The 22,271-nt window shown below is 49.9% G+C and carries 16 protein-coding genes and 2 pseudogenes; 12 read left to right on the top strand and 6 right to left on the bottom strand.

Features of this window, described 5'->3' with window-relative positions; all coding sequences use genetic code 11:
* The first annotated feature begins 20 nt into the window (after positions 1 to 20).
* The 4 genes from relA to eno all read left to right on the top strand — a co-directional run bounded on the left by relA (position 21) and on the right by eno (position 6,393).
* Positions 21 to 2,255 carry a GTP diphosphokinase gene (gene relA, locus C3D30_RS03755; RefSeq protein WP_105285700.1) on the top strand — a complete coding sequence of 745 codons (2,235 nt, stop codon included), beginning with the start codon at positions 21 to 23 and terminating at the stop codon, positions 2,253 to 2,255.
* A 95-nt stretch (positions 2,256 to 2,350) separates the two neighbouring features.
* Positions 2,351 to 3,142: a nucleoside triphosphate pyrophosphohydrolase gene (mazG, locus tag C3D30_RS03760; protein ID WP_001071627.1), complete on the top strand. Its 792-nt coding sequence runs from the start codon at positions 2,351 to 2,353 to the stop codon at positions 3,140 to 3,142.
* Positions 3,143 to 3,369: 227 nt separating this feature from the next.
* On the top strand, positions 3,370 to 5,007 hold the full coding sequence (gene pyrG / locus C3D30_RS03765) for a glutamine hydrolyzing CTP synthase (RefSeq protein ID WP_000210857.1): 1,638 nt from the start codon (positions 3,370 to 3,372) through the stop codon (positions 5,005 to 5,007).
* 87 nt (positions 5,008 to 5,094) lie between these two features.
* Complete coding sequence (gene eno, locus C3D30_RS03770) at positions 5,095 to 6,393, top strand: phosphopyruvate hydratase (RefSeq protein WP_000036723.1); 1,299 nt, start codon at positions 5,095 to 5,097, stop codon at positions 6,391 to 6,393.
* A gap of 59 nt (positions 6,394 to 6,452) precedes the next feature.
* On the opposite strand, the gene C3D30_RS03775 is transcribed toward eno, so the two are convergent.
* The 4 genes and pseudogenes from C3D30_RS03775 to C3D30_RS03790 all read right to left on the bottom strand — a co-directional run bounded on the left by C3D30_RS03775 (position 6,453) and on the right by C3D30_RS03790 (position 10,028).
* Positions 6,453 to 7,355, bottom strand: coding sequence for a TPM domain-containing protein (locus C3D30_RS03775; protein ID WP_123058513.1), 903 nt, complete (start codon positions 7,353 to 7,355; stop codon positions 6,453 to 6,455).
* The gene (locus tag C3D30_RS03780; RefSeq protein ID WP_105286484.1) at positions 7,352 to 8,500 is read right to left on the bottom strand and encodes a TPM domain-containing protein; all 1,149 of its coding nucleotides are present in this window, start codon (positions 8,498 to 8,500) and stop codon (positions 7,352 to 7,354) included. Before C3D30_RS03780 ends, C3D30_RS03775 begins: the two co-directional genes overlap by 4 nt.
* Positions 8,501 to 8,514: 14 nt before the next feature.
* Positions 8,515 to 9,412 (bottom strand): annotated as a pseudogene (locus tag C3D30_RS03785) (TPM domain-containing protein).
* 13 nt (positions 9,413 to 9,425) lie between these two features.
* Positions 9,426 to 10,028 carry a LemA family protein gene (locus C3D30_RS03790; protein ID WP_000944220.1) on the bottom strand — a complete coding sequence of 201 codons (603 nt, stop codon included), beginning with the start codon at positions 10,026 to 10,028 and terminating at the stop codon, positions 9,426 to 9,428.
* Between the two features lie 173 nt (positions 10,029 to 10,201).
* Between C3D30_RS03790 and queE the strand changes: the two genes are divergently transcribed.
* Positions 10,202 to 10,873, top strand: a complete 672-nt coding sequence (gene queE, locus C3D30_RS03795) for a 7-carboxy-7-deazaguanine synthase QueE (protein ID WP_001199968.1) — start codon at positions 10,202 to 10,204, stop codon at positions 10,871 to 10,873.
* 535 nt (positions 10,874 to 11,408) lie between these two features.
* Here queE and C3D30_RS03800 read toward each other — a convergent pair.
* Positions 11,409 to 11,693 (bottom strand): annotated as a pseudogene (locus C3D30_RS03800) (FGGY-family carbohydrate kinase); the annotation flags it as partial.
* A 70-nt stretch (positions 11,694 to 11,763) separates the two neighbouring features.
* Positions 11,764 to 12,129, bottom strand: a complete 366-nt coding sequence (queD, locus tag C3D30_RS03805; protein WP_016159619.1) for a 6-carboxytetrahydropterin synthase QueD — start codon at positions 12,127 to 12,129, stop codon at positions 11,764 to 11,766.
* 315 nt (positions 12,130 to 12,444) lie between these two features.
* Here queD and cysJ point away from each other — a divergent pair, with 315 nt between their 5' ends.
* The 7 genes from cysJ to casB all read left to right on the top strand — a co-directional run bounded on the left by cysJ (position 12,445) and on the right by casB (position 22,266).
* Positions 12,445 to 14,244 carry an NADPH-dependent assimilatory sulfite reductase flavoprotein subunit gene (cysJ, locus tag C3D30_RS03810; RefSeq protein ID WP_105286485.1) on the top strand — a complete coding sequence of 600 codons (1,800 nt, stop codon included), beginning with the start codon at positions 12,445 to 12,447 and terminating at the stop codon, positions 14,242 to 14,244.
* Positions 14,244 to 15,956 carry an assimilatory sulfite reductase (NADPH) hemoprotein subunit gene (cysI, locus tag C3D30_RS03815; protein WP_105286486.1) on the top strand — a complete coding sequence of 571 codons (1,713 nt, stop codon included), beginning with the start codon at positions 14,244 to 14,246 and terminating at the stop codon, positions 15,954 to 15,956. Before cysJ ends, cysI begins: the two co-directional genes overlap by 1 nt.
* Before the next feature lie 69 nt (positions 15,957 to 16,025).
* On the top strand, positions 16,026 to 16,760 hold the full coding sequence (cysH, locus tag C3D30_RS03820) for a phosphoadenosine phosphosulfate reductase (protein ID WP_000088608.1): 735 nt from the start codon (positions 16,026 to 16,028) through the stop codon (positions 16,758 to 16,760).
* Positions 16,761 to 17,024: 264 nt separating this feature from the next.
* On the top strand, positions 17,025 to 17,177 hold the full coding sequence (locus C3D30_RS03830) for a Hok/Gef family protein (protein WP_000956460.1): 153 nt from the start codon (positions 17,025 to 17,027) through the stop codon (positions 17,175 to 17,177).
* 193 nt (positions 17,178 to 17,370) lie between these two features.
* Complete coding sequence (locus C3D30_RS03835; RefSeq protein WP_105286487.1) at positions 17,371 to 20,070, top strand: CRISPR-associated helicase/endonuclease Cas3; 2,700 nt, start codon at positions 17,371 to 17,373, stop codon at positions 20,068 to 20,070.
* A 97-nt stretch (positions 20,071 to 20,167) separates the two neighbouring features.
* On the top strand, positions 20,168 to 21,730 hold the full coding sequence (gene casA, locus C3D30_RS03840; RefSeq protein ID WP_105286488.1) for a type I-E CRISPR-associated protein Cse1/CasA: 1,563 nt from the start codon (positions 20,168 to 20,170) through the stop codon (positions 21,728 to 21,730).
* On the top strand, positions 21,727 to 22,266 hold the full coding sequence (gene casB / locus C3D30_RS03845; protein ID WP_105286489.1) for a type I-E CRISPR-associated protein Cse2/CasB: 540 nt from the start codon (positions 21,727 to 21,729) through the stop codon (positions 22,264 to 22,266). Before casA ends, casB begins: the two co-directional genes overlap by 4 nt.
* The last annotated feature ends 5 nt before the right edge of the window (positions 22,267 to 22,271 follow it).

Raw genomic sequence — 22,271 nt, forward strand, 5'->3', positions numbered from 1 at the left:
GGTCCCTAAAGGAGAGGACGATGGTTGCGGTAAGAAGTGCACATATCAATAAGGCTGGTGAATTTGATCCGCAAAAATGGATCGCAAGTCTGGGTATTACCAGCCAGAAGTCGTGTGAGTGCTTAGCCGAAACCTGGGCGTATTGTCTGCAGCAGACGCAGGGGCATCCGGATGCCAGTCTGCTATTGTGGCGTGGTGTTGAGATGGTGGAGATCCTCTCGACATTAAGTATGGACATTGACACGCTGCGGGCGGCGCTGCTGTTCCCTCTGGCGGATGCCAACGTAGTCAGCGAAGATGTGCTGCGTGAGAGCGTCGGTAAGTCGGTCGTCAACCTTATTCACGGCGTGCGAGATATGGCGGCGATCCGCCAGCTGAAAGCGACGCACACCGATTCTGTTTCCTCTGAACAGGTCGATAACGTTCGCCGGATGTTATTGGCGATGGTCGATGATTTCCGCTGTGTGGTCATCAAACTGGCTGAGCGTATTGCTCATCTGCGCGAAGTGAAAGACGCGCCGGAAGATGAACGCGTACTGGCAGCAAAAGAGTGCACCAATATCTATGCGCCGCTGGCGAACCGTCTCGGGATCGGGCAACTGAAATGGGAACTGGAAGATTACTGCTTCCGTTATCTCCACCCGACCGAATACAAACGCATTGCAAAACTGCTGCATGAGCGCCGTCTCGACCGCGAACACTACATTGAAGAGTTTGTCGGGCATCTGCGCGCTGAGATGAAAGCTGAAGGCGTTAAAGCTGAAGTCTATGGCCGCCCGAAACACATCTACAGCATCTGGCGCAAAATGCAGAAAAAGAACCTTGCCTTTGACGAGCTGTTTGATGTCCGTGCAGTACGTATCGTCGCCGAGCGTTTACAGGACTGCTACGCCGCGTTGGGGATAGTGCACACTCACTATCGCCACCTGCCGGATGAGTTCGACGATTACGTCGCTAACCCGAAACCAAACGGCTACCAGTCTATTCATACCGTGGTGCTTGGGCCGGGCGGCAAAACCGTTGAGATCCAAATCCGCACCAAACAGATGCATGAAGATGCAGAGTTGGGCGTTGCTGCGCACTGGAAATATAAAGAGGGCGCGGCTGCTGGCGGCGCGCGTTCGGGACATGAAGACCGGATTGCCTGGCTGCGTAAACTGATTGCGTGGCAGGAAGAGATGGCCGATTCCGGCGAAATGCTCGATGAAGTACGCAGCCAGGTCTTTGACGACCGGGTGTACGTCTTTACGCCGAAAGGTGATGTGGTTGATTTACCTGCGGGCTCAACGCCGCTGGACTTCGCGTACCACATCCACAGTGATGTCGGGCACCGCTGCATCGGGGCAAAAATTGGCGGGCGTATCGTGCCGTTCACCTACCAGTTGCAGATGGGCGACCAGATCGAAATTATCACCCAGAAACAGCCGAACCCCAGCCGTGACTGGTTAAACCCAAACCTCGGCTACGTCACAACCAGCCGTGGGCGTTCGAAAATTCACGCCTGGTTCCGTAAACAGGATCGTGACAAAAACATTCTGGCAGGACGGCAAATCCTTGACGACGAGCTGGAACATCTGGGGATCAGCCTGAAAGAAGCAGAAAAACATCTGCTGCCGCGTTACAACTTCAATGATGTCGACGAGTTGCTGGCGGCGATTGGTGGCGGGGATATCCGTCTCAATCAGATGGTCAACTTCCTGCAATCGCAATTTAATAAGCCGAGTGCCGAAGAGCAGGACGCCGCCGCGCTGAAGCAGCTTCAGCAAAAAAGCTACATACCGCAAAACCGCAGTAAAGATAACGGTCGCGTGGTAGTCGAAGGTGTCGGCAACCTGATGCACCATATCGCGCGCTGCTGCCAGCCGATTCCTGGCGATGAGATTGTCGGCTTCATTACCCAGGGACGTGGTATCTCAGTACACCGCGCCGATTGCGAACAACTGGCGGAACTGCGCTCCCATGCGCCGGAACGCATTGTTGACGCTGTATGGGGCGAGAGCTACTCCGCCGGGTATTCGCTGGTGGTTCGTGTGCTGGCGAATGATCGTAGCGGGTTGTTACGTGATATCACGACCATTCTCGCCAACGAGAAGGTGAACGTGCTTGGCGTTGCCAGCCGTAGCGATACCAAACAGCAACTGGCGACCATCGACATGACCATTGAAATTTACAACTTGCAGGTGCTGGGGCGCGTGCTGGGTAAACTCAATCAGGTGCCGGATGTTATCGATGCGCGTCGGTTGCACGGGAATTAATCTTACATAGCTGGATATGGCGTCAGCCGTATCCAGCGATATCTTTTACTCGAAGGTATTACACCTGACAGACCCGCAATTTTCAGGACATTCCAATGAATCAAATCGACCGTTTGCTCACTATTATGCAGCGTCTTCGCGACCCGGAAAACGGCTGCCCGTGGGATAAAGAGCAGACTTTCGCCTCTATTGCACCTTATACCCTTGAAGAAACCTACGAAGTGCTGGATGCCATTGCCCGCGAAGACTTTGACGATCTGCGCGGTGAACTTGGCGATCTATTGTTCCAGGTGGTGTTTTACGCGCAAATGGCTCAGGAAGAAGGGCGCTTTGACTTTAATGATATTTGCGCTGCAATCAGCGATAAATTAGAGCGTCGACATCCACATGTTTTTGCTGACAGTTCTGCCGAAAACAGCAGTGAAGTGCTCGTCCGTTGGGAGCAAATCAAAACCGAAGAACGCGCGCAGAAAGCGCAGCATTCGGCGCTGGACGATATTCCTCGTAGTTTACCGGCCTTAATGCGTGCGCAAAAAATTCAGAAACGTTGCGCCAACGTTGGCTTTGACTGGACGACGCTTGGCCCGGTGGTCGATAAAGTTTATGAAGAGATCGACGAGGTGATGTACGAGGCGCGGCAGGCTGTTGTCGACCAGGCTAAACTGGAGGAGGAAATGGGTGACCTGTTGTTTGCCACGGTCAATCTGGCTCGCCATTTAGGGACAAAAGCGGAAATTGCATTGCAAAAAGCGAACGAAAAATTCGAGCGTCGTTTTCGCGAAGTGGAGCGTATTGTTGCCGCGCGTGGACTGGAAATGACAGGTGTTGACCTCGAAACAATGGAAGAAGTCTGGCAACAGGTAAAACGGCAGGAAATTGATCTCTAAGGGAATTACGCGGTCAAGCGCGATTTGTGTCATTTTTTAAATGACAAGCGATTGATTTGCGTCAAAAACATTTACCCCAAAGGGGCTATTTTCTCACTCCTGATTTCAATAGTGCGCTGGCGAAGAGGAGGGATAATGAAAGTTTGTGGCACAGGTCATGTTCGGGTATACTGCTTTCCCGTCCTGGTTATTCCATCGTCTTTTCAACCTAACTTCTCAGGTTCAGCATGACAACGAACTATATTTTTGTGACCGGCGGGGTCGTATCCTCTCTGGGTAAAGGCATTGCCGCAGCCTCCCTCGCAGCCATTCTTGAAGCCCGTGGCCTCAATGTGACCATCATGAAACTGGATCCGTACATCAACGTCGATCCAGGTACTATGAGCCCAATCCAACACGGGGAAGTGTTCGTTACTGAAGACGGCGCTGAAACCGACCTGGACCTGGGGCACTACGAGCGTTTCATTCGTACTAAAATGAGCCGCCGTAACAACTTTACCACGGGTCGTATCTACTCTGACGTTCTGCGTAAAGAACGCCGTGGCGACTATCTGGGCGCAACCGTACAGGTTATCCCGCACATTACTAACGCTATCAAAGAACGCGTTCTTGCTGGTGGCGAAGGCCACGACGTGGTTCTGGTAGAAATCGGCGGTACTGTAGGTGATATTGAATCCCTGCCGTTCCTCGAAGCGATTCGCCAGTTGGCTGTTGAAATTGGCCGCGAACATACTCTGTTTATGCACTTGACGCTGGTGCCGTACATGGCAGCGTCTGGTGAAGTCAAAACTAAACCGACTCAGCACTCTGTAAAAGAGCTGCTCTCTATCGGTATCCAGCCTGACATCCTGATTTGTCGTTCAGATCGCGCCGTACCGGCAAACGAACGTGCGAAGATTGCATTGTTCTGTAATGTTCCGGAAAAAGCGGTTATTTCTCTGAAAGACGTCGATTCCATCTATAAAATTCCGGGCCTGTTGAAATCTCAGGGGCTGGACGATTATATTTGTAAACGATTCAGCTTGAACTGCCCGGAAGCGGATCTGTCCGAATGGGAACAGGTTATCTTTGAAGAAGCGAATCCGGTGAGCGAAGTTACCATCGGTATGGTCGGTAAGTACATTGAACTGCCGGACGCTTATAAATCCGTGATTGAAGCACTGAAACACGGTGGGCTGAAAAATCGTGTCAGCGTCAACATTAAACTGATCGATTCACAAGATGTTGAAACGCGCGGTGTTGAAATCCTTAAAGGTCTGGACGCGATCCTCGTACCTGGTGGTTTCGGCTATCGTGGCGTAGAAGGCATGATTACTACCGCGCGCTTTGCGCGTGAGAACAATATTCCTTATCTGGGCATTTGCCTGGGTATGCAGGTGGCGTTAATTGATTACGCTCGCCATGTTGCCAATATGGAGAACGCCAACTCTACGGAATTTGTGCCAGACTGTAAGTACCCGGTTGTGGCGCTGATTACCGAGTGGCGTGATGAAAACGGCAACGTTGAAGTTCGTAGCGAGAAGAGCGATCTCGGCGGCACCATGCGTCTCGGCGCACAGCAGTGCCAGTTGGTTGACGATAGCCTGGTTCGCCAGCTGTACAATGCGCCGACAATTGTTGAGCGTCATCGTCACCGTTACGAAGTCAACAACATGCTGTTGAAACAGATTGAAGATGCAGGTCTGCGTGTTGCGGGCCGTTCCGGGGATGATCAGTTGGTCGAGATCATCGAAGTTCCGAATCACCCGTGGTTCGTGGCTTGTCAGTTCCATCCGGAGTTTACTTCTACTCCACGTGATGGGCACCCGCTGTTTGCCGGCTTTGTGAAAGCCGCCAGCGAGTTCCAGAAACGTCAGGCGAAGTAAGTAAAAAAGTTAGAACGGCAACGCGTACCCAGGGTACGCGTTGTTTGTCTGGAGTTTTAGTTTAACTAGTGACTTGAGGAAACCCTAATGTCCAAAATCGTAAAAATCATCGGTCGTGAAATCATCGACTCCCGTGGTAACCCGACTGTTGAAGCCGAAGTACACCTGGAGGGTGGTTTCGTCGGTATGGCAGCTGCTCCGTCAGGTGCTTCTACTGGTTCCCGTGAAGCACTGGAACTGCGCGATGGCGACAAATCCCGTTTCCTGGGCAAAGGCGTAACCAAAGCTGTTGCTGCGGTTAACGGCCCGATCGCTCAGGCGCTGATTGGCAAAGATGCCAAAGATCAGGCTGGCATTGACAAGATCATGATCGACCTGGACGGCACCGAAAACAAATCCAAATTCGGCGCGAACGCAATCCTGGCTGTATCTCTGGCTAACGCCAAAGCTGCTGCAGCTGCTAAAGGTATGCCGCTGTACGAGCATATCGCTGAACTGAACGGTACTCCGGGCAAATACTCCATGCCGGTTCCGATGATGAACATCATCAACGGTGGTGAGCACGCTGACAACAACGTTGATATCCAGGAATTCATGATTCAGCCGGTTGGCGCGAAAACTGTGAAAGAAGCCATCCGTATGGGTTCTGAAGTTTTCCATCACCTGGCAAAAGTTCTGAAAGCGAAAGGCATGAACACTGCTGTTGGTGACGAAGGTGGCTATGCGCCGAACCTGGGTTCCAATGCTGAAGCTCTGGCTGTAATCGCTGAAGCTGTTAAAGCTGCTGGTTATGAACTGGGCAAAGACATCACTCTGGCGATGGACTGCGCAGCTTCTGAATTCTACAAAGACGGTAAATACGTTCTGGCTGGCGAAGGCAACAAAGCGTTCACCTCTGAAGAATTTACTCACTTCCTGGAAGAACTGACCAAACAGTACCCGATCGTTTCTATCGAAGACGGTCTGGACGAATCTGACTGGGACGGTTTCGCATACCAGACCAAAGTTCTGGGCGACAAAATCCAGCTGGTTGGTGACGACCTGTTCGTAACCAACACCAAGATCCTGAAAGAAGGTATCGAAAAAGGCATCGCTAACTCCATCCTGATCAAATTCAACCAGATCGGTTCTCTGACCGAAACTCTGGCTGCAATCAAGATGGCGAAAGACGCTGGCTACACTGCAGTAATCTCTCACCGTTCTGGTGAAACTGAAGACGCTACCATCGCTGACCTGGCTGTTGGTACTGCTGCAGGCCAGATCAAAACCGGTTCTATGAGCCGTTCTGACCGTGTTGCTAAATACAACCAGCTGATTCGTATTGAAGAAGCTCTGGGCGAAAAAGCACCGTACAACGGTCGTAAAGAGATCAAAGGCCAGGCATAAGTCTGACTTTATCTGATTTAAAAATGCCAGCCTCCGGGCTGGCATTTTTTATGGTTGAGTTACCAGCGGCCGGACGCGCCGCCACCGCCAGAAGAACCGCCACCTCCGCTAAATCCGCCGCCACTTGAACCTCCACCGGAAGAGGATGAAGAAGAACCTTTTCTTGAAGCTCTTTCTTTACCGAGCTTCTTGTATTTGGCGCGTAACTTTTTATTCACCAGAAGCCAGAAGATAAGCAGCGGTACGATCGCAAAAGGCGTTAACATACCGCAGGCAACGATTAAATTCGTCCATGGTCCTGGCTCGGCAACATAGAGGAATACCATCCCGTAAATTGCGGCAGTGAGGGCAATCCACGGTAGATTTGATGGATCGGTAAAAATAATAAAATACGAAAGTACAGCCAGTAAAATAATGACAGCAATCGATAATGGAATTGGAGTTTTGATACTGTAATGATTTCCGCTGCTTTCTGGCAATTCACCATTCAACAGAAGCGCGCCGATATTTTCGCTGGCCAGTGTTAACCCTCCCATAAGATCATCGTTTTTGAACGCGGGGATCAATATATCACTGATAATCTTTGCCGCTTGCAGGTCGGTAACAACGCCCTCCAGTCCATAGCCAACTTCAATACGGACGGTATGATCTTCCCAGGCGACCAGGAGTAAAATACCATCGTTACGCTGTGCATCGCCCAATTTCCAGCTATCAAAAACGCGTGTTGCATATTGTTCAATGGAATCTTCCCCAGTGGATGGCACCACTAATATAGCGACCTGCGCCCGCGTATTCTGTGCAATCTTCTGTAACTGCAGTGTCAGAGATTGTTGCTCAGGTGAACTTAATGTATCAGTAAGATCGGTCACCTGTTGGTGTAGTTCCGGTACAGCAATTTGCTGGGCAAACACAGGAACGCACCACAATATGAGTAGAAAAAAGATTAAGCGCATATTGATCACCTGCGTCCGGATGAACCGCCGCCTCCTGAAGATCCGCCCCCGCCACGAAAAGAATTTCTCGACGAAGAGCGAGAATGAGCAGCACGACTCCCCGTTTTTTTGTTATTTTTTGCACTGGAACCCAGTTTAAGATTGCCGGTAAATATAGCCACAATGATCAGCAGAACGATGCCAGCAATGGTTATTGGCCCGATAAAATAATCAGTCAGCCCGATAATTGTTGATATCAATGCCATATCTTTATTACTGGCGAAAACCAGGCACCATCCCACAACAATTATCAGCAGCACGACAAACAATGAATTTCGTCCTGACTTAGGATGTTGCAGAGGCGTATTTTGTTTTATTGCTTTGGTGTTTTTATTCTTTGGTGCCAGCATCATGGAGAATGCGCGGCTCATATGAAAAAACACCATCAGGCGCCGCCAGCATTTGGCAGTAAACAATAAACTTATGCATACGAAAGATATTCGCCGAATGATGACATCATCACGAAAGAAGCAAAACCAAACGACGGGGGTTGCCAGTGAAATAAGCCATATTACAGGTCCGGGATTATCGATGAAGCGCCAGACGGCGGCAATAATGGCGATCATCAGCAATGTCCAGGCAAGACATGGCAGTGAGCGTTGCGGATTAGCAAACAGATGATTGGCTAAAGCATCCAGTGGACTAAGGTTCGCTTTGGTATGGGTAAACAGAGCTATGCCTTCAACTCCCTGCGTTAACCCGGCGAAGAGATTGTTTTTTTCAAACTCTGATTGCATACGGTAACGAACAATTTGCGAAGCTTGTTCTGGTGGCAACATTTCTTCCAGTCCATGTCCAATCTTCATTGACGCCCGCCCTTCCGGCCAAACGACGAGAATTAAGATACCTTCGCCGTACCGCTTCTCTCCAACGGGTTTCCAGTGATATACCCCGTAGCTCTGCGAGGCTGCAAGTTTAATGTTTTTGCCCCCTGTGGTCGGCACAACCAACACTGCCACCTGGAAGTGGTTTTGCTGCTCGAGAGTCTGTAATTGTTGAGTTAAAGCAATTTGTTCTTCTGACGTTAACGTCCCGGTCAAGTCCGTTACATATGGCACTTGTTCAGCGAATACAGGAAAACCGAATAGCGCCAGAATCAGGATAAAAATACGCATAGCAATTCCTTTCGTTACCAGCGCCCGGAAGCGCCACCGCCACCAGATGAACCGCCGCCACCGCTGAAATTGTCATTGTCGAAAGAAGAGGATGATGATGACGACGAATCTCTGTAGTTAGAATTGCTTCTGGTATGACGTGATGGCTGGTTGGCCTTACGCATTGAATCACGCACTTTTCTGCCGAAAGGGGTAAAGGCGATGGCGACAGCCAGAAATGGTGTGGCGAAGCAGAGTAATGTTGCGAGCACTCCCCAGCTTCCGCTGAAACCGGCAATAGGTAAAACAAAGGCCAGTACAACAGCTGCGAAGCAAATCAATCCCAGCGTTTTGATATATCCCCTGGCGGAAATAAAGGTCAGTACTATCGCCCAGGCCAACAAAGCCCACCAACCGCTAAAGGGTAAAGGGTGATCGGTCGGTGTTATCGTTGCTAAATTATCCCCTGTCAGACGACTTTCAATATCGCTGATTCCCTCTTGCAAGCCGCCAGCCAGGTCGCCATTTTTAAATGCTGGAATAATACTGTTGCGAATAATTTGTCCGGACTGTGCATCCGTAATAACGCCTTCCAGCCCGTAACCGATTTCAATACGCACGGTATGATCCTGCCAGGCGACTAACAGCAGAATGCCATCATCGCGGTCTTTATCACCTGGCTTCCAGCTATCGAATACCCGCGTTGCGTACTGTTCGATGGTTTCATCGCCTGTTGTTTCAACCACTAACACGACCAGCTGCGCCTGATTTTTTTTGCGTCAGGGCTTTAATCTGGTTGGTCAGGGTGTTTACTTCGTTGTTCGTCAATGTGTCAGTTAAATCATTTACATACTTGGGTATTTCAGGTACTGGAATTTGCGTGGCAAACGCAGATGAACAGAAGAAAGCCATAAGAAAGATAAAATTTCGCATAGGGCTTCTCCGCTTAATGAGCATGAGTATTCTGGCTAAAATCTATTGTTGGGGCTTTACTTACTGCGGCGACATCATCTGGCAAATAATTTTTCTTCGGTGTGTAATCCATTACCTTTGCGGTTAATACAGCGGGGAATTTGCGGATGGTAACATTATATTGTTCAATGGCTTTAATATATCTTCCTCGCGCAACGGCAATTCGGTTTTCACTTCCTTCAAGTTGTACCATCAAATTTTGATAGAGTTCCTGAGCCTTTAATTCAGGATAACGCTCACTAATAATCGTTAGCTGGCCGAGTGTACGTGTCAGCTGCGACTGAGCTTGCTGCCAGGTTTGTAATTTTTGCGCATCTCCCGGAGCTTGCTGAAGATCGCTGCTGGCGCGATTAGCCTGGCTACGCGCCAATGTTACGGCTTCCAACACTTCTTTTTCATGGCTGGAATAACCTTTAATACTGGCGACGAGATTAGGAATAAGGTCGGCGCGACGTTGATACTGATTCAGAACTTCTGACCAGGATGAATTAATCTGCTCGTCATAAGTTTGAATATCGTTATATCCACAACCTGATAAATTGAAAATAAATATAATTACGATGAATATTCTGAGCATGTTTAAATCCCTTTAGTTTAATTCCCCAGGACATAATACGTCGTTTCATTATTTCCTTAATGATCTGATTCACCTTTTTATCTTAAACCCGCATGTAACAGAATGTTAATAAAGCATGAATATTGCGGTAGGATCTGCAATAATTAACAATTATCCACTTTACAGAGAATGCTATGCAGTACCCGATTAACGAGATGTTCCAGACCCTGCAAGGTGAGGGTTACTTTACCGGTGTCCCCGCCATTTTTATTCGTTTACAGGGATGCCCGGTCGGCTGTGCCTGGTGTGATACCAAACACACGTGGGAAAAACTTGAGGATCGGGAAGTTTCTCTTTTCAGCATTTTGGCGAAAACCAAAGAGAGTGATAAGTGGGGGGCAGCGAGCAGTGAAGACTTGCTCGCAGTCATCGGTCGTCAGGGATACACCGCGCGTCACGTGGTGATTACTGGTGGTGAGCCTTGTATTCATGATTTGCTGCCATTGACCGACCTGCTCGAAAAGAATGGTTTTAGCTGCCAGATCGAAACCAGCGGCACTCATGAAGTGCGTTGCACACCGAATACCTGGGTTACTGTGTCGCCAAAAATAAATATGCGTGGCGGCTATGAAGTGTTGTCTCAGGCACTGGAACGAGCCAATGAAATTAAACATCCTGTTGGACGCGTACGGGATATTGAAGCACTGGATGAATTGTTGGCGACGCTGACCGATGATAAACCGCGAGTAATTGCCCTTCAGCCGATTAGCCAGAAGGATGATGCCACGCGTTTGTGTATTGAAACCTGCATTGCGCGGAACTGGCGTTTGTCGATGCAAACGCATAAATATTTGAATATTGCCTGATTAAACATTTATAAGCGTTGAAAATGAGTGGAACCTGTAAATAACTCCACTCATTTATATTCTTTGTCGCCTCTGAAACTCCTCCATTTTGCCCATCCTGGACTAATCATTACCATTCACTACAAATTCTGTGGCGTTAATTTTTCGCTGGAGTGAAAATTATTGCGGTGAAGTTTGGTAGATTTTAGTTTTTATAGATTTATTTTAAATATTTACCTTTTCAGTCAATGGATTAAGTGCTCTTTAACATAGTAGATGTGTTGTTTGTGTGATCCTGTAAAGTTGGTAGATTGTGACTGGCTTAAAAAATCATTAATTAATAATAGGTTATGTTTAGAGAGTTCCCCGCGTCAGCGGGGATAAACCGTGGACGAGGCCATATTCAATGGCTTTTTCGTAGAGTTCCCCGCGTCAGCGGGGATAAACCGCGCAACGGTGCGGCGATTGCTCTCGAGATCAAGAGTTCCCCGCGTCAGCGGGGATAAACCTTTCAGTAGGGTTCAGCCCGGGCAGTTTCCCGCCCGGTCTTCCTTACTTACGCATTCGACCAGCTCTGGATCGAATCCGCACTCCCCAGCTCACCATGCATCACTTCATACGATTTTTTCAAAATCACATCGGTGTGTTTGGTTAGGTCTTTGAAAATACCTTTATTCATCGCGTCGTAGCGTTTGGCATTGCACTCAACAGGCATAAAGATATCTTTCACGCGAACCATTTTGTCGATCGCCGTTGCGTAATCCGGATACAGACCCAGACCTACCGCGGTATTAATCGCCGCCCCCAAACTTGCACAGCCGTTAATGGCGTTACGCCGTGCCCCACATATCCAGAGCGCAACACCCTAACATAGCGTTACTTAAGGGAAATTGACCGCCGACACACTCTTATCATTCGCCGCGATAGATGCAACCTGCGGTGCAGGTTTCTTTCACCATAACCGCACTTAATAGCGGAACAACAGGTTTAACCTGATCCCAAATCCATTTTGCTAAAACTTCGCTGGTCGGGTTTTCCAGACCTGGAATATCATTGAGATAATAGTGATCGAGGCGATCATAGGTTGGTTTAAATGCCGCTTTCAGTTCAGCGAAATCGATAATCCAGCCCGTATGCGGATCGACTTCCCCGGTAATTTCCAGGCGCACCATAAAAGAGTGCCCGTGAAGGCGACCACATTTATGCCCTTGTGGGACGTGTGGTAAGCGGTGAGCGGCTTCGAAGGTGAAATCTTTAAATAACGTGGTGGACATCATAATTTCTCTACAGGACGACAAAACGGGCGTAGAGTACCGGAAAGCCTGTTTTTTCGCATTATCTAAAATGGGTTTGTTGCGCAAAATAGCCTAATTATCTTAATGATGTTCAATATTTATTTATTTTTCATTGGGTTAATAAATCTATTTTGTTGTTAAAGACTATTGCTAAAACAGGTTAGTCGATTTGGTTATTAGTTATCGCTATCCCGTCTTTAATCCACACCGTTCGCCCCGTTAACCTTACCTTCTCTTTTGTTTTATGGGCGCAGACAGGGCGCAGAAACAGCTTTGCTTACTGGAACATAACGACGAATGACGACACAGGCCCCACCTTCCGCTTTGCTTCCGCTGAACCCGGAGCAACTGGCTCGCCTCCAGGCAGCCACTACTGATTTGACTCCTACCCAGCTTGCGTGGGTATCCGGCTATTTCTGGGGAATACTTAACCAGCAGCCAGGTACACTTGCAGCTACACCTGCGCCTGGCGCAGAAATGCCGGGTATCACCATCATCTCCGCTTCGCAAACGGGTAATGCTCGCCGGGTAGCTGAAGCGTTACGTGACGACTTATTAACGGCAAAACTGAACGTTAAGCTGGTGAACGCAGGCGACTATAAATTCAAACAAATCGCCAGTGAAAAACTGCTTATCGTGGTGACTTCAACACAAGGGGAAGGGGAACCGCCGGAAGAAGCCGTCGCGCTGCATAAGTTCCTGTTCTCCAAAAAAGCGCCGAAGCTGGAAAATACCGCTTTTGCCGTGTTTAGCCTTGGTGACACCTCTTATGAGTTTTTCTGCCAGTCCGGTAAAGATTTTGACAGCAAGCTGGCGGAACTGGGCGGTGAACGCCTGCTCGACCGTGTTGATGCTGACGTTGAATATCAGGCAGCCGCCAGCGAATGGCGCGCCCGCGTGGTTGATGTTCTGAAGTCCCGCGCGCCTGTTGCGGCACCTTCGCAATCCGTCGCTACTGGCGCGGTAAATGAAATTCACACCAGCCCGTATAGCAAAGAGGCGCCGCTGGTGGCGAGCCTTTCGGTTAACCAGAAAATTACCGGACGCAATTCTGAAAAAGACGTTCGCCATATCGAGATCGATTTAGGTGATTCAGGCCTGCGCTATCAGCCGGGCGACGCGCTGGGCGTCTGGTATCAGAACGATCCAGCACTGGTAAAAGAGATTGTTGAACTGCTGTGGTTGAAAGGCGATGAACCCGTCACCGTTGACGGCAAAACGCTACCGCTGGCAGAAGCCTTACAGTGGCACTTCGAACTGACCGTCAACACAGCGAATATTGTTGAGAACTACGCCACTTTAACGCGCAGTGAAACGCTGCTGCCGCTGGTGGGCGATAAAGCGAAGTTGCAGCATTACGCGGCAACCACGCCAATTGTCGATATGTTGCGTTTCTCTCCGGCACAACTGGACGCTGATGCATTCATCGGTATTTTGCGCCCACTGACGCCGCGCCTGTATTCCATCGCCTCATCGCAGGCGGAAGTCGAGAGCGAAGTGCACGTCACCGTCGGCGTTGTGCGTTATGACGTGGAAGGCCGTGCCCGTGCGGGTGGTGCCTCCAGCTTCCTCGCCGATCGCGTGGAAGAAGAGGGCGAAGTCCGCGTCTTTATCGAACATAACGAAAACTTCCGTTTGCCTGCTAACCCCGAAACTCCGGTGATTATGATTGGCCCCGGTACGGGCATCGCGCCGTTCCGCGCCTTTATGCAGCAGCGCGCCGCCGACGAAGCGCCGGGTAAAAACTGGCTGTTCTTTGGTAATCCGCATTTTACGGAAGATTTCCTCTATCAGGTGGAATGGCAGCGTTACGTCAAAGAAGGCGTGCTGACGCGTATCGATCTCGCCTGGTCGCGCGATCAAAAAGAAAAAATTTACGTACAAGACAAACTGCGCGAACAGGGCGCAGAGCTGTGGCGCTGGATCAATGACGGTGCCCACATTTATGTCTGCGGCGACGCCAATCGCATGGCGAAAGACGTTGAACAGGCACTTCTGGAAGTGATTGCCGAATTTGGTGGCATGGACACCGAAGCGGCGGATGAATTTTTAAGTGAGCTGCGCGTTGAGCGCCGTTATCAGCGAGATGTCTACTAATGAGCGAAAAACATCCAGGGCCTTTAGTGGTCGAAGGTAAACTGGCAGATGCGGAGCGCATGAAGCTTGAGAGCAACTACCTGCGCGGCACGATTGCTGAAGATTTAAACGACGGCCTGACCGGCGGCTTTAAAGGCGACAACTTTCTGCTGATCCGTTTCCACGGTATGTATCAGCAGGATGACCGCGATATCCGCTCTGAGCGTGCCGAGCAGAAGCTGGAACCGCGTCATGCGATGATGCTGCGTTGCCGTCTGCCTGGTGGGGTGATCACCACCAGACAATGGCAGGCGATTGATAAATTTGCTGAAGACAACACGATTTACGGCAGCATTCGTCTGACCAACCGCCAGACGTTCCAGTTTCACGGCATTCTGAAAAAGAACGTTAAGCCGGCACACCAGATGCTGCACTCGGTCGGGCTTGATGCGCTGGCAACCGCCAACGACATGAACCGTAACGTGCTTTGCACCTCGAACCCGTTTGAATCGCAGCTGCACGCGGAAGCGTATGAATGGGCGAAGAAAATTTCTGAACATCTGCTGCCACGTACTCGTGCATATGCGGAGATTTGGCTCGATCAGGAGAAAGTCGCCACCACTGATGAAGAACCGATCCTCGGTCAGACCTATTTACCGCGTAAGTTTAAAACGACGGTTGTTATTCCGCCGCAGAACGACATTGATCTGCACGCCAATGACATGAACTTTGTGGCAATAGCAGAAAACGGCAAGCTGGTAGGCTTCAATTTGCTGGTGGGCGGTGGGCTGTCTATCGAACACGGTAACAAAAAAACCTACGCCCGCACCGCGAGCGAGTTTGGCTATCTGCCGCTGGAGCATACGCTGGCGGTGGCGGAAGCCGTCGTGACGACTCAGCGTGACTGGGGTAATCGAACCGATCGTAAAAATGCCAAAACCAAATACACGCTGGAACGTGTGGGGGTCGAGACGTTTAAAGCGGAAGTGGAACGTCGTGCGGGGATCAAGTTCGAACCGATCCGTCCGTATGAGTTCACCGGACGCGGCGATCGCATCGGCTGGATTAAAGGTATTGACGACAAATGGCACCTGACGCTGTTTATCGAAAATGGTCGTATTCTCGATTATCCGGGGCGTCCGCTGAAAACCGGCTTGCTGGAGATCGCGAAGATCCACAAAGGCGATTTCCGCATTACGGCGAACCAGAATCTGATCATCGCCGGTGTACCGGAAAGTGAGAAAGCGAAGATTGAGAAGATCGCCAAAGAGAGTGGGTTGATGAATGCCGTCACGCCGCAGCGTGAAAACTCAATGGCCTGTGTCTCTTTCCCGACCTGCCCACTGGCGATGGCGGAAGCTGAACGATTCCTGCCATCGTTTATCGATAACATCGATAATTTAATGGCGAAACATGGCGTCAGCGATGAGCATATCGTGATGCGTGTAACAGGCTGCCCGAACGGTTGTGGTCGCGCGATGCTGGCGGAAGTGGGCCTGGTGGGTAAAGCGCCGGGTCGCTACAACCTGCATCTTGGCGGCAACCGCATTGGGACACGTATCCCACGGATGTATAAAGAAAACATCACCGAGCCGGAAATCCTGGCGTCGCTTGATGAACTGATAGGGCGCTGGGCGAAAGAGCGCGAAGCGGGTGAAGGCTTCGGCGACTTTACGGTGCGTGCGGGCATCATTCGCCCGGTGCTCGATCCGGCGCGTGATTTGTGGGATTAACGCATCTCCTGACTATTCCCTCTCCTTTTGGGAGAGGGGTAGGGTGAGGGGAAAAGTGCAGAGGTAATTATGTCCAGACTCGATCTAAACGCCCTGAATGACCTGCCGAAGGTAGAGCGTATTCTGGCGCTGGCGGAAACTAACGCCCAACTGGAAAAACTGGACGCTGAAGGCCGCGTTGCCTGGGCGCTGGAAAATCTGCCCGGTGAATATGTGCTCTCTTCCAGTTTCGGCATTCAGGCAGCGGTGAGCCTGCATCTGGTGAACCAGATTCGCCCGGATATTCCGGTGATCCTCACCGATACTGGTTATCTGTTCCCGGAAACCTACCGCTTTATTGATGAGTTAACGGACAAACTCAAACTGAACCTGAAGGTCTACAGGGCAAAAGAAAGCGCCGCCTGGCAGGAAGCGCGCTACGGTAAACTGTGGGAACAGGGTGTTGATGGCATTGAAAAATACAATGAGATCAACAAAGTCGAACCCATGAACCGGGCGCTGAAAGAGCTGAATGCGCAAACCTGGTTTGCAGGATTACGCCGTGAACAATCTGGCAGCCGCGCCAATTTACCGGTGCTGGCTATCCAGCGTGGCGTATTTAAAGTGCTGCCGATTATAGACTGGGATAACCGAACTATTTATCAGTATCTGCAAAAACATGGCCTGAAATATCACCCATTATGGGACGAAGGATATTTATCGGTCGGTGATACTCATACAACCCGTAAATGGGAACCCGGCATGGCGGAAGAAGAAACGCGTTTCTTTGGCTTAAAAAGGGAATGTGGATTACACGAAGGGTAAACGTTATCCGGATAAATTAAACGCCTCTGTCAGAAATGATGGGGCGTTTTTATTTTGCGAGCAGCATTCCGGCATTTAAACGTGAACGTCGCAGGGAGAATCAACAGGTATAGAATGGTGTCGGGTGCTTGAGGCTGTCTGGCGTTAAGTATTCGCGAGGTTCCAGATGGACAAAAGCCCCAGGCGATATTTCTATCAACCTGAGGCCAGCGTTCGAACCTAAGCAATTCGGATGTTAGTCTCTTCTTTGCAGGGAGGCAAGACATGCTGACAAAATATGCCCTTGTGGCAATCATAGTGCTGTGTTTTACAGTATTGGGATTCACGCTGATGGTAGGTGACTCGTTGTGTGAGTTAAGTATCAGAGAGCGTGGTATGGAGTTTAAGGCAGTTCTCGCTTACGAATCGAAGAAGTAGCCACCACGCGGGGGTAAAACCCCGCGTATTGAATTGTGATGGTTTGGTCTCCTGCACCCTTTTTTAAAATTTATATTTTTTATGTGAATATATTGTCTCTGTTTATTATTATGAATTTCAAATGAAAATCATCAATTTATTCATAATATGAATGTTTTATTGGCTGATATATATCACAGATAATTTTTAATATATGCGTAAATATCCTTTAAGTTTACTGAAGGATAAAAATATTGTGACTTTCTTTGATTTCTGGGGAAAAACCCGACGCGGCGAGAAAGACGGGGGTGACGACTATCACCTTCTTTGCTGGCATTCGCTGGATGTAGCCGCGATGGGCTATTTAATGGTTAAAAGAAATTGCTTCGGGCTGGCTGGCTATTTTCGTCAATTAGGTATTTTAGATAAGGAACAGGCCGCACAATTTTTCGCCTGGTTGTTGTGCTGGCACGATACTGGAAAATTTGCTCGCTCCTTTCAGCAACTTTACCTGCACCCTGAACTCAAGATTCCGGAAGGTTCCAGAAAGAATTACGAAAAGATCTCTCATTCAACGCTGGGTTACTGGCTGTGGAATCATTATTTAAGTGAATGTGAGGAGTTACTTCCTTCATCTTCGCTCTCTCTGCGCAAACTTAGGCGAGTGATAGAAATGTGGATGCCCGTGACGACAGGGCATCATGGTCGACCGCCAGACCGTATTGATGAACTGGATAATTTTCTGCCTGAAGACAAAGCTGCCGCGCGAGATTTTCTCCTTGCAATCAAATTATTGTTTCCGCTCATTGAGATCCCCGTATTCTGGGATGATGACGAGGGTGTTGAACTTTTTAAAGGACTTTCCTGGTATATTTCTGCAACCGTCGTACTTGCAGACTGGACGGGATCGTCAACGCAGTTTTTTCCACGCGTCGCACACGCAATGCCTATCGCGGAGTACTGGCAACGGGCGCAGAATCAAGCTCAAAGCGCATTAACCGTCTTTCCGACACAATCTGAAACCGCGCCTTTTACCGGGATAAAAACACTATTTCCTTTTATTGAGCACCTGACACCGTTACAGCAAAAGGTACTGGATCTGGATATCAGCCAGCCTGGACCGCAGTTATTTATTCTGGAAGATGTAACAGGTGCAGGCAAAACAGAAGCGGCGCTTATCCTGGCGCACAGATTGATGGCTGCGGGTAAAGCTCAGGGGCTGTTTTTTGGCCTGCCAACAATGGCAACGGCTAATGCCATGTACGATCGGCTGGTCAAAACCTGGCTTGCTTTCTATTCGCCAGAATCCCGCCCCAGCCTGGTGCTGGCACACAGTGCCCGCACATTAATGGACCGCTTTAATGAATCACTCTGGTCCGGTGATTTAGTCGGGTCAGAGGAACCGGACGAACAAGCGTTCAGTCAGGGATGTGCGGCCTGGTTTGCCGACAGTAATAAGAAGGCTTTACTGGCTGAAATTGGCGTCGGCACGCTGGATCAGGCGATGATGGCGGTGATGCCGTTCAAACATAATAATCTGCGGCTTCTTGGGTTAAGTAACAAAATCCTGCTGGCTGATGAGATCCACGCCTGTGACGCTTACATGTCGTGCATTCTTGAAGGGCTGATCGAGCGGCAGGCGCGTGGCGGAAACAGCATTATTTTGCTTTCTGCCACGCTATCTCAACAACAGCGCGACAAACTCGTCGCCGCCTTTGCGCGTGGCGCAGAGGGCCAGCAAGAAGCTCCGTTGCTGGAAAAAGATGATTACCCCTGGCTGACGCATGTCACGAAATCGGATGTGAATTCGCATCGGGTCGCGACGCGCAAAGACGTTGAGCGTCGCGTGAGCGTGGGTTGGTTCCATAGCGAACAAGCGTGTATTGCGCGTATCGAATCGGCGGTAAGCCAGGGGAAATGTATCGCCTGGATTCGGAATTCTGTTGATGACGCTATTCAGGTTTATCGTCAGTTAATTGCTCGCAGCGTCATTCCTGCTTCCAGCCTTTCACTTTTTCATAGCCGCTTTGCTTTTAGCGATCGCCAGCGAATTGAAACGGAGACGCTGTCGCGCTTTGGCAAAGACGACAGCTCACAACGTACCGGAAAAGTCCTTATTTGTACTCAGGTATTAGAGCAGAGCGTCGATTGCGATCTGGACGAAATGATTTCCGACCTTGCCCCCATTGATTTGCTGATCCAGCGAGCGGGGCGATTACAGCGGCATATTCGCGATATTAACGGTCAGTTAAAGCGTGACGGAAAAGATGAGCGTTCATCTCCTGAACTGCTGATTCTGGCACCCGTCTGGGACGACTCTCCGGGTGACGAATGGTTTGGCAGTGCCATGCGTAACAGTGCATTTGTCTATCCCGATCATGGGCGAATCTGGCTGACGCAGCGCGTACTGCGTGAGCAAGGCGCTATTCAGATGCCTCACTCAGCCCGACTTCTTATTGAATCCGTCTACGGTGAGGACGTGGTAATGCCGGAAGGGTTTGCCCGCAGCGAGCAGGAGCAAGTGGGCAAATATTACTGCGATCGCGCAATGGCTAAAAAGTTTGTGCTGAACTTCAGACCCGGCTATGCCGCCAATATCAACGATTACCTCCCGGAAAAACTGTCAACACGTCTGGCTGAGGAGTCTGTTTCCCTGTGGCTGACTACCTGTATTGACGGTGTGGTGAAGCCTTATGCCACCGGCGCTCACGCATGGGAAATGAGCGTTGTCCGAGTGCGTCGAAGCTGGTGGAAAAAACATTGCGATGAGTTTTCTTTACTGGAAGGGGATGCATTCAGGCAGTGGTGCGTTGAACAGCGGCAAGATCCGGAGATGGCAAACGTGATTTTAGTCACCGATGACGAAAGTTGCGGGTATTCGGCTACGGAGGGATTGATTGGCAAGGTTGCTTGAGATGTCTGCGACAGGACTCTTTGAATAGTTGATACACCGAAAAGGATGGAATGATGGACAACCGACCTGGGATGGTCTTTTTTACGAGAGGATGCGTATGAACTCGTTTTCACTTCTGACAACCCCGTGGTTGCCCGTTCGTTATAAAGACGGAACGACAGGCAAGCTGGCACCAGTCGATCTGGCTGATGAAAATGTTGTCGATATCGCCGCGCCGCGAGCAGATTTACAAGGTGCGGCGTGGCAGTTTTTACTGGGGCTACTACAAAGCAGTTTCGCGCCAAAAGATCATCGTCGTTGGGATGATATCTGGGAAGACGGGCTGGAAGTCGAAAAGCTACGGGAAGCATTGCTGTCATTAGAGCACGCTTTCCAGTTTGGCCCTGAATCCCCTTCATTTATGCAGGATTTTGAGGCGCTCACGGGTGATAAAGTTCCGGTCGCTTCGCTACTGCCTGAGATTCCCGGTGCTCAAACAACGAAGTTTAACAAAGATCACTTTATCAAGCGTGGCGTGACTGAACATGTATGCCCACATTGTTCCGCGTTAGCTCTGTTCTCCCTACAGTTAAATGCACCGTCTGGCGGCAAAGGCTATCGCACCGGTTTGCGCGGCGGTGGGCCGATGACCACTCTGATTGAGTTACAGGAATATCAGGGCAATCAGCAAACTCCCTTGTGGCGCAAACTGTGGCTCAATGTGATGCCGCAGGATGAAGCCGACTTACCGCTACCCAAAAAATTTGACGATCTGATTTTCCCCTGGCTTGGCCCGACGCGTACCAGCGAACTGGCAGGAGCGGTGGTAACCCATGATCAGGTCAATAAACTCCAGGCGTACTGGGGAATGCCGCGGCGTATTCGTATTGATTTTAATACCACGACAGTCGGCAACTGCGATATTTGCGGTGAGCAGAACGACGCGCTTCTGAGCTTGATGACGACCAAAAATTACGGTGCGAATTATGCCATGTGGCAGCACCCCTTAACGCCCTATCGTGTACCGCTTAAAGAGGGGGGCGAGTTTTACTCGGTCAAACCACAACCTGGCGGTTTAATCTGGCGCGACTGGTTAGGCCTTATCGAAACGGGTAAGTCAGAAAATAATAAAGAATTTCCGGCGCTGGTGGTGAAACTCTTTAATGCAAGCAATCTGAAGCAGGCAAAAGTGGGCTTATGGGGATTTGGTTATGATTTCGACAACATGAAAGCCCGCTGTTGGTACGAACACCATTTCCCGCTATTGCTCAATAAAAAAGAAGGCCAGATACCGAAGCTGCGGCTAGCTGCGCAAACGGCTTCACGGATTCTAAGTCTGTTACGCAGTGCACTGAAAGAAGCATGGTTCTCCGATCCGAAAGGTGCTCGGGGTGATTTCAGTTTTGTGGATATCGACTTCTGGAACAAAACTCAGCATCGCTTCCTTCGATTAGTGCGCAAAATTGAAGAAGGTCAGGATCCGGATGAATTACTCAGCAAATGGCAAAAGGAGATTTGGTTATTCGCGCGTCAGGATTTTGACGATCGCGTTTTTACCAATCCTTATGAAGCCGTCGATTTGAAACGCGTTATGACCGCACGCAAGAAATATTTTACAACATCGGCGGAGAAGCAAAATGCTAAGGCCGCCAGGGAGAAAAAGCAGGAGGCTGCTGAATGAATATTGTAAAAGAGGAGCACAAAGCCACGCTGCGTAAATGGCATGAAGAGTTGCAGGCCAAACGCGGCAATCGTGCCAGTCTGCGGCGTAGCACAACGGTTAATGATGTTTGTCTGTCAGAAGGGTTTCGTTCTCTGCTGATGCAGACCCACACTTTGTGGAAAATTGAAGCACAAGAGTGGCGTTTTACCGCACTGGCGCTGGTCGCCGCCGTTGCCGCTAATGTAAAAGCCATTGATGAACGGCAACATTTTGCCGCGCAGCTGGCGGCGGTCATGTCAGAGGGGCGTTTTACTCGCCTTTCGGCAGTCAAAACGCCGGATGATTTACTGCGTCAGTTACGCCGCGCAGTCAAATTATTAAACGGTTCCGTCAATCTTAGCTCTTTGGCAGACGATATTTTCCGCTGGTGCCAGGAGAGCGATGACCTGCTCAATCATCACCGCCGCCAGCAGCGGCCAACCGAATTTATCCGTATCCGCTGGGCGCTGGAATATTACCAGGCCGGCGACGCCGATAACGAACAAAATCAATAAAGGAC

The organism is Escherichia sp. MOD1-EC5433 (genome assembly GCF_002966005.1).
Taxonomy (GTDB): domain Bacteria; phylum Pseudomonadota; class Gammaproteobacteria; order Enterobacterales; family Enterobacteriaceae; genus Escherichia; species Escherichia ruysiae.

What these genes read in the sequence shown, in the direction of transcription:
- relA (WP_105285700.1), top strand. Translation starts at nt 21, where the DNA reads ATGGTTGCGGTAAGAAGTGCACATATCAATAAGGCTGGTGAATTTGAT.
- mazG (WP_001071627.1), top strand. Translation starts at nt 2,351, where the DNA reads ATGAATCAAATCGACCGTTTGCTCACTATTATGCAGCGTCTTCGCGAC.
- pyrG (WP_000210857.1), top strand. Translation starts at nt 3,370, where the DNA reads ATGACAACGAACTATATTTTTGTGACCGGCGGGGTCGTATCCTCTCTG.
- eno (WP_000036723.1), top strand. Translation starts at nt 5,095, where the DNA reads ATGTCCAAAATCGTAAAAATCATCGGTCGTGAAATCATCGACTCCCGT.
- C3D30_RS03780 (WP_105286484.1), bottom strand. Translation starts at nt 8,500, where the DNA reads ATGCGTATTTTTATCCTGATTCTGGCGCTATTCGGTTTTCCTGTATTC.
- C3D30_RS03790 (WP_000944220.1), bottom strand. Translation starts at nt 10,028, where the DNA reads ATGCTCAGAATATTCATCGTAATTATATTTATTTTCAATTTATCAGGT.
- queE (WP_001199968.1), top strand. Translation starts at nt 10,202, where the DNA reads ATGCAGTACCCGATTAACGAGATGTTCCAGACCCTGCAAGGTGAGGGT.
- queD (WP_016159619.1), bottom strand. Translation starts at nt 12,129, where the DNA reads ATGATGTCCACCACGTTATTTAAAGATTTCACCTTCGAAGCCGCTCAC.
- cysJ (WP_105286485.1), top strand. Translation starts at nt 12,445, where the DNA reads ATGACGACACAGGCCCCACCTTCCGCTTTGCTTCCGCTGAACCCGGAG.
- cysI (WP_105286486.1), top strand. Translation starts at nt 14,244, where the DNA reads ATGAGCGAAAAACATCCAGGGCCTTTAGTGGTCGAAGGTAAACTGGCA.
- cysH (WP_000088608.1), top strand. Translation starts at nt 16,026, where the DNA reads ATGTCCAGACTCGATCTAAACGCCCTGAATGACCTGCCGAAGGTAGAG.
- C3D30_RS03830 (WP_000956460.1), top strand. Translation starts at nt 17,025, where the DNA reads ATGCTGACAAAATATGCCCTTGTGGCAATCATAGTGCTGTGTTTTACA.
- C3D30_RS03835 (WP_105286487.1), top strand. Translation starts at nt 17,371, where the DNA reads ATGCGTAAATATCCTTTAAGTTTACTGAAGGATAAAAATATTGTGACT.
- casA (WP_105286488.1), top strand. Translation starts at nt 20,168, where the DNA reads ATGAACTCGTTTTCACTTCTGACAACCCCGTGGTTGCCCGTTCGTTAT.
- casB (WP_105286489.1), top strand. Translation starts at nt 21,727, where the DNA reads ATGAATATTGTAAAAGAGGAGCACAAAGCCACGCTGCGTAAATGGCAT.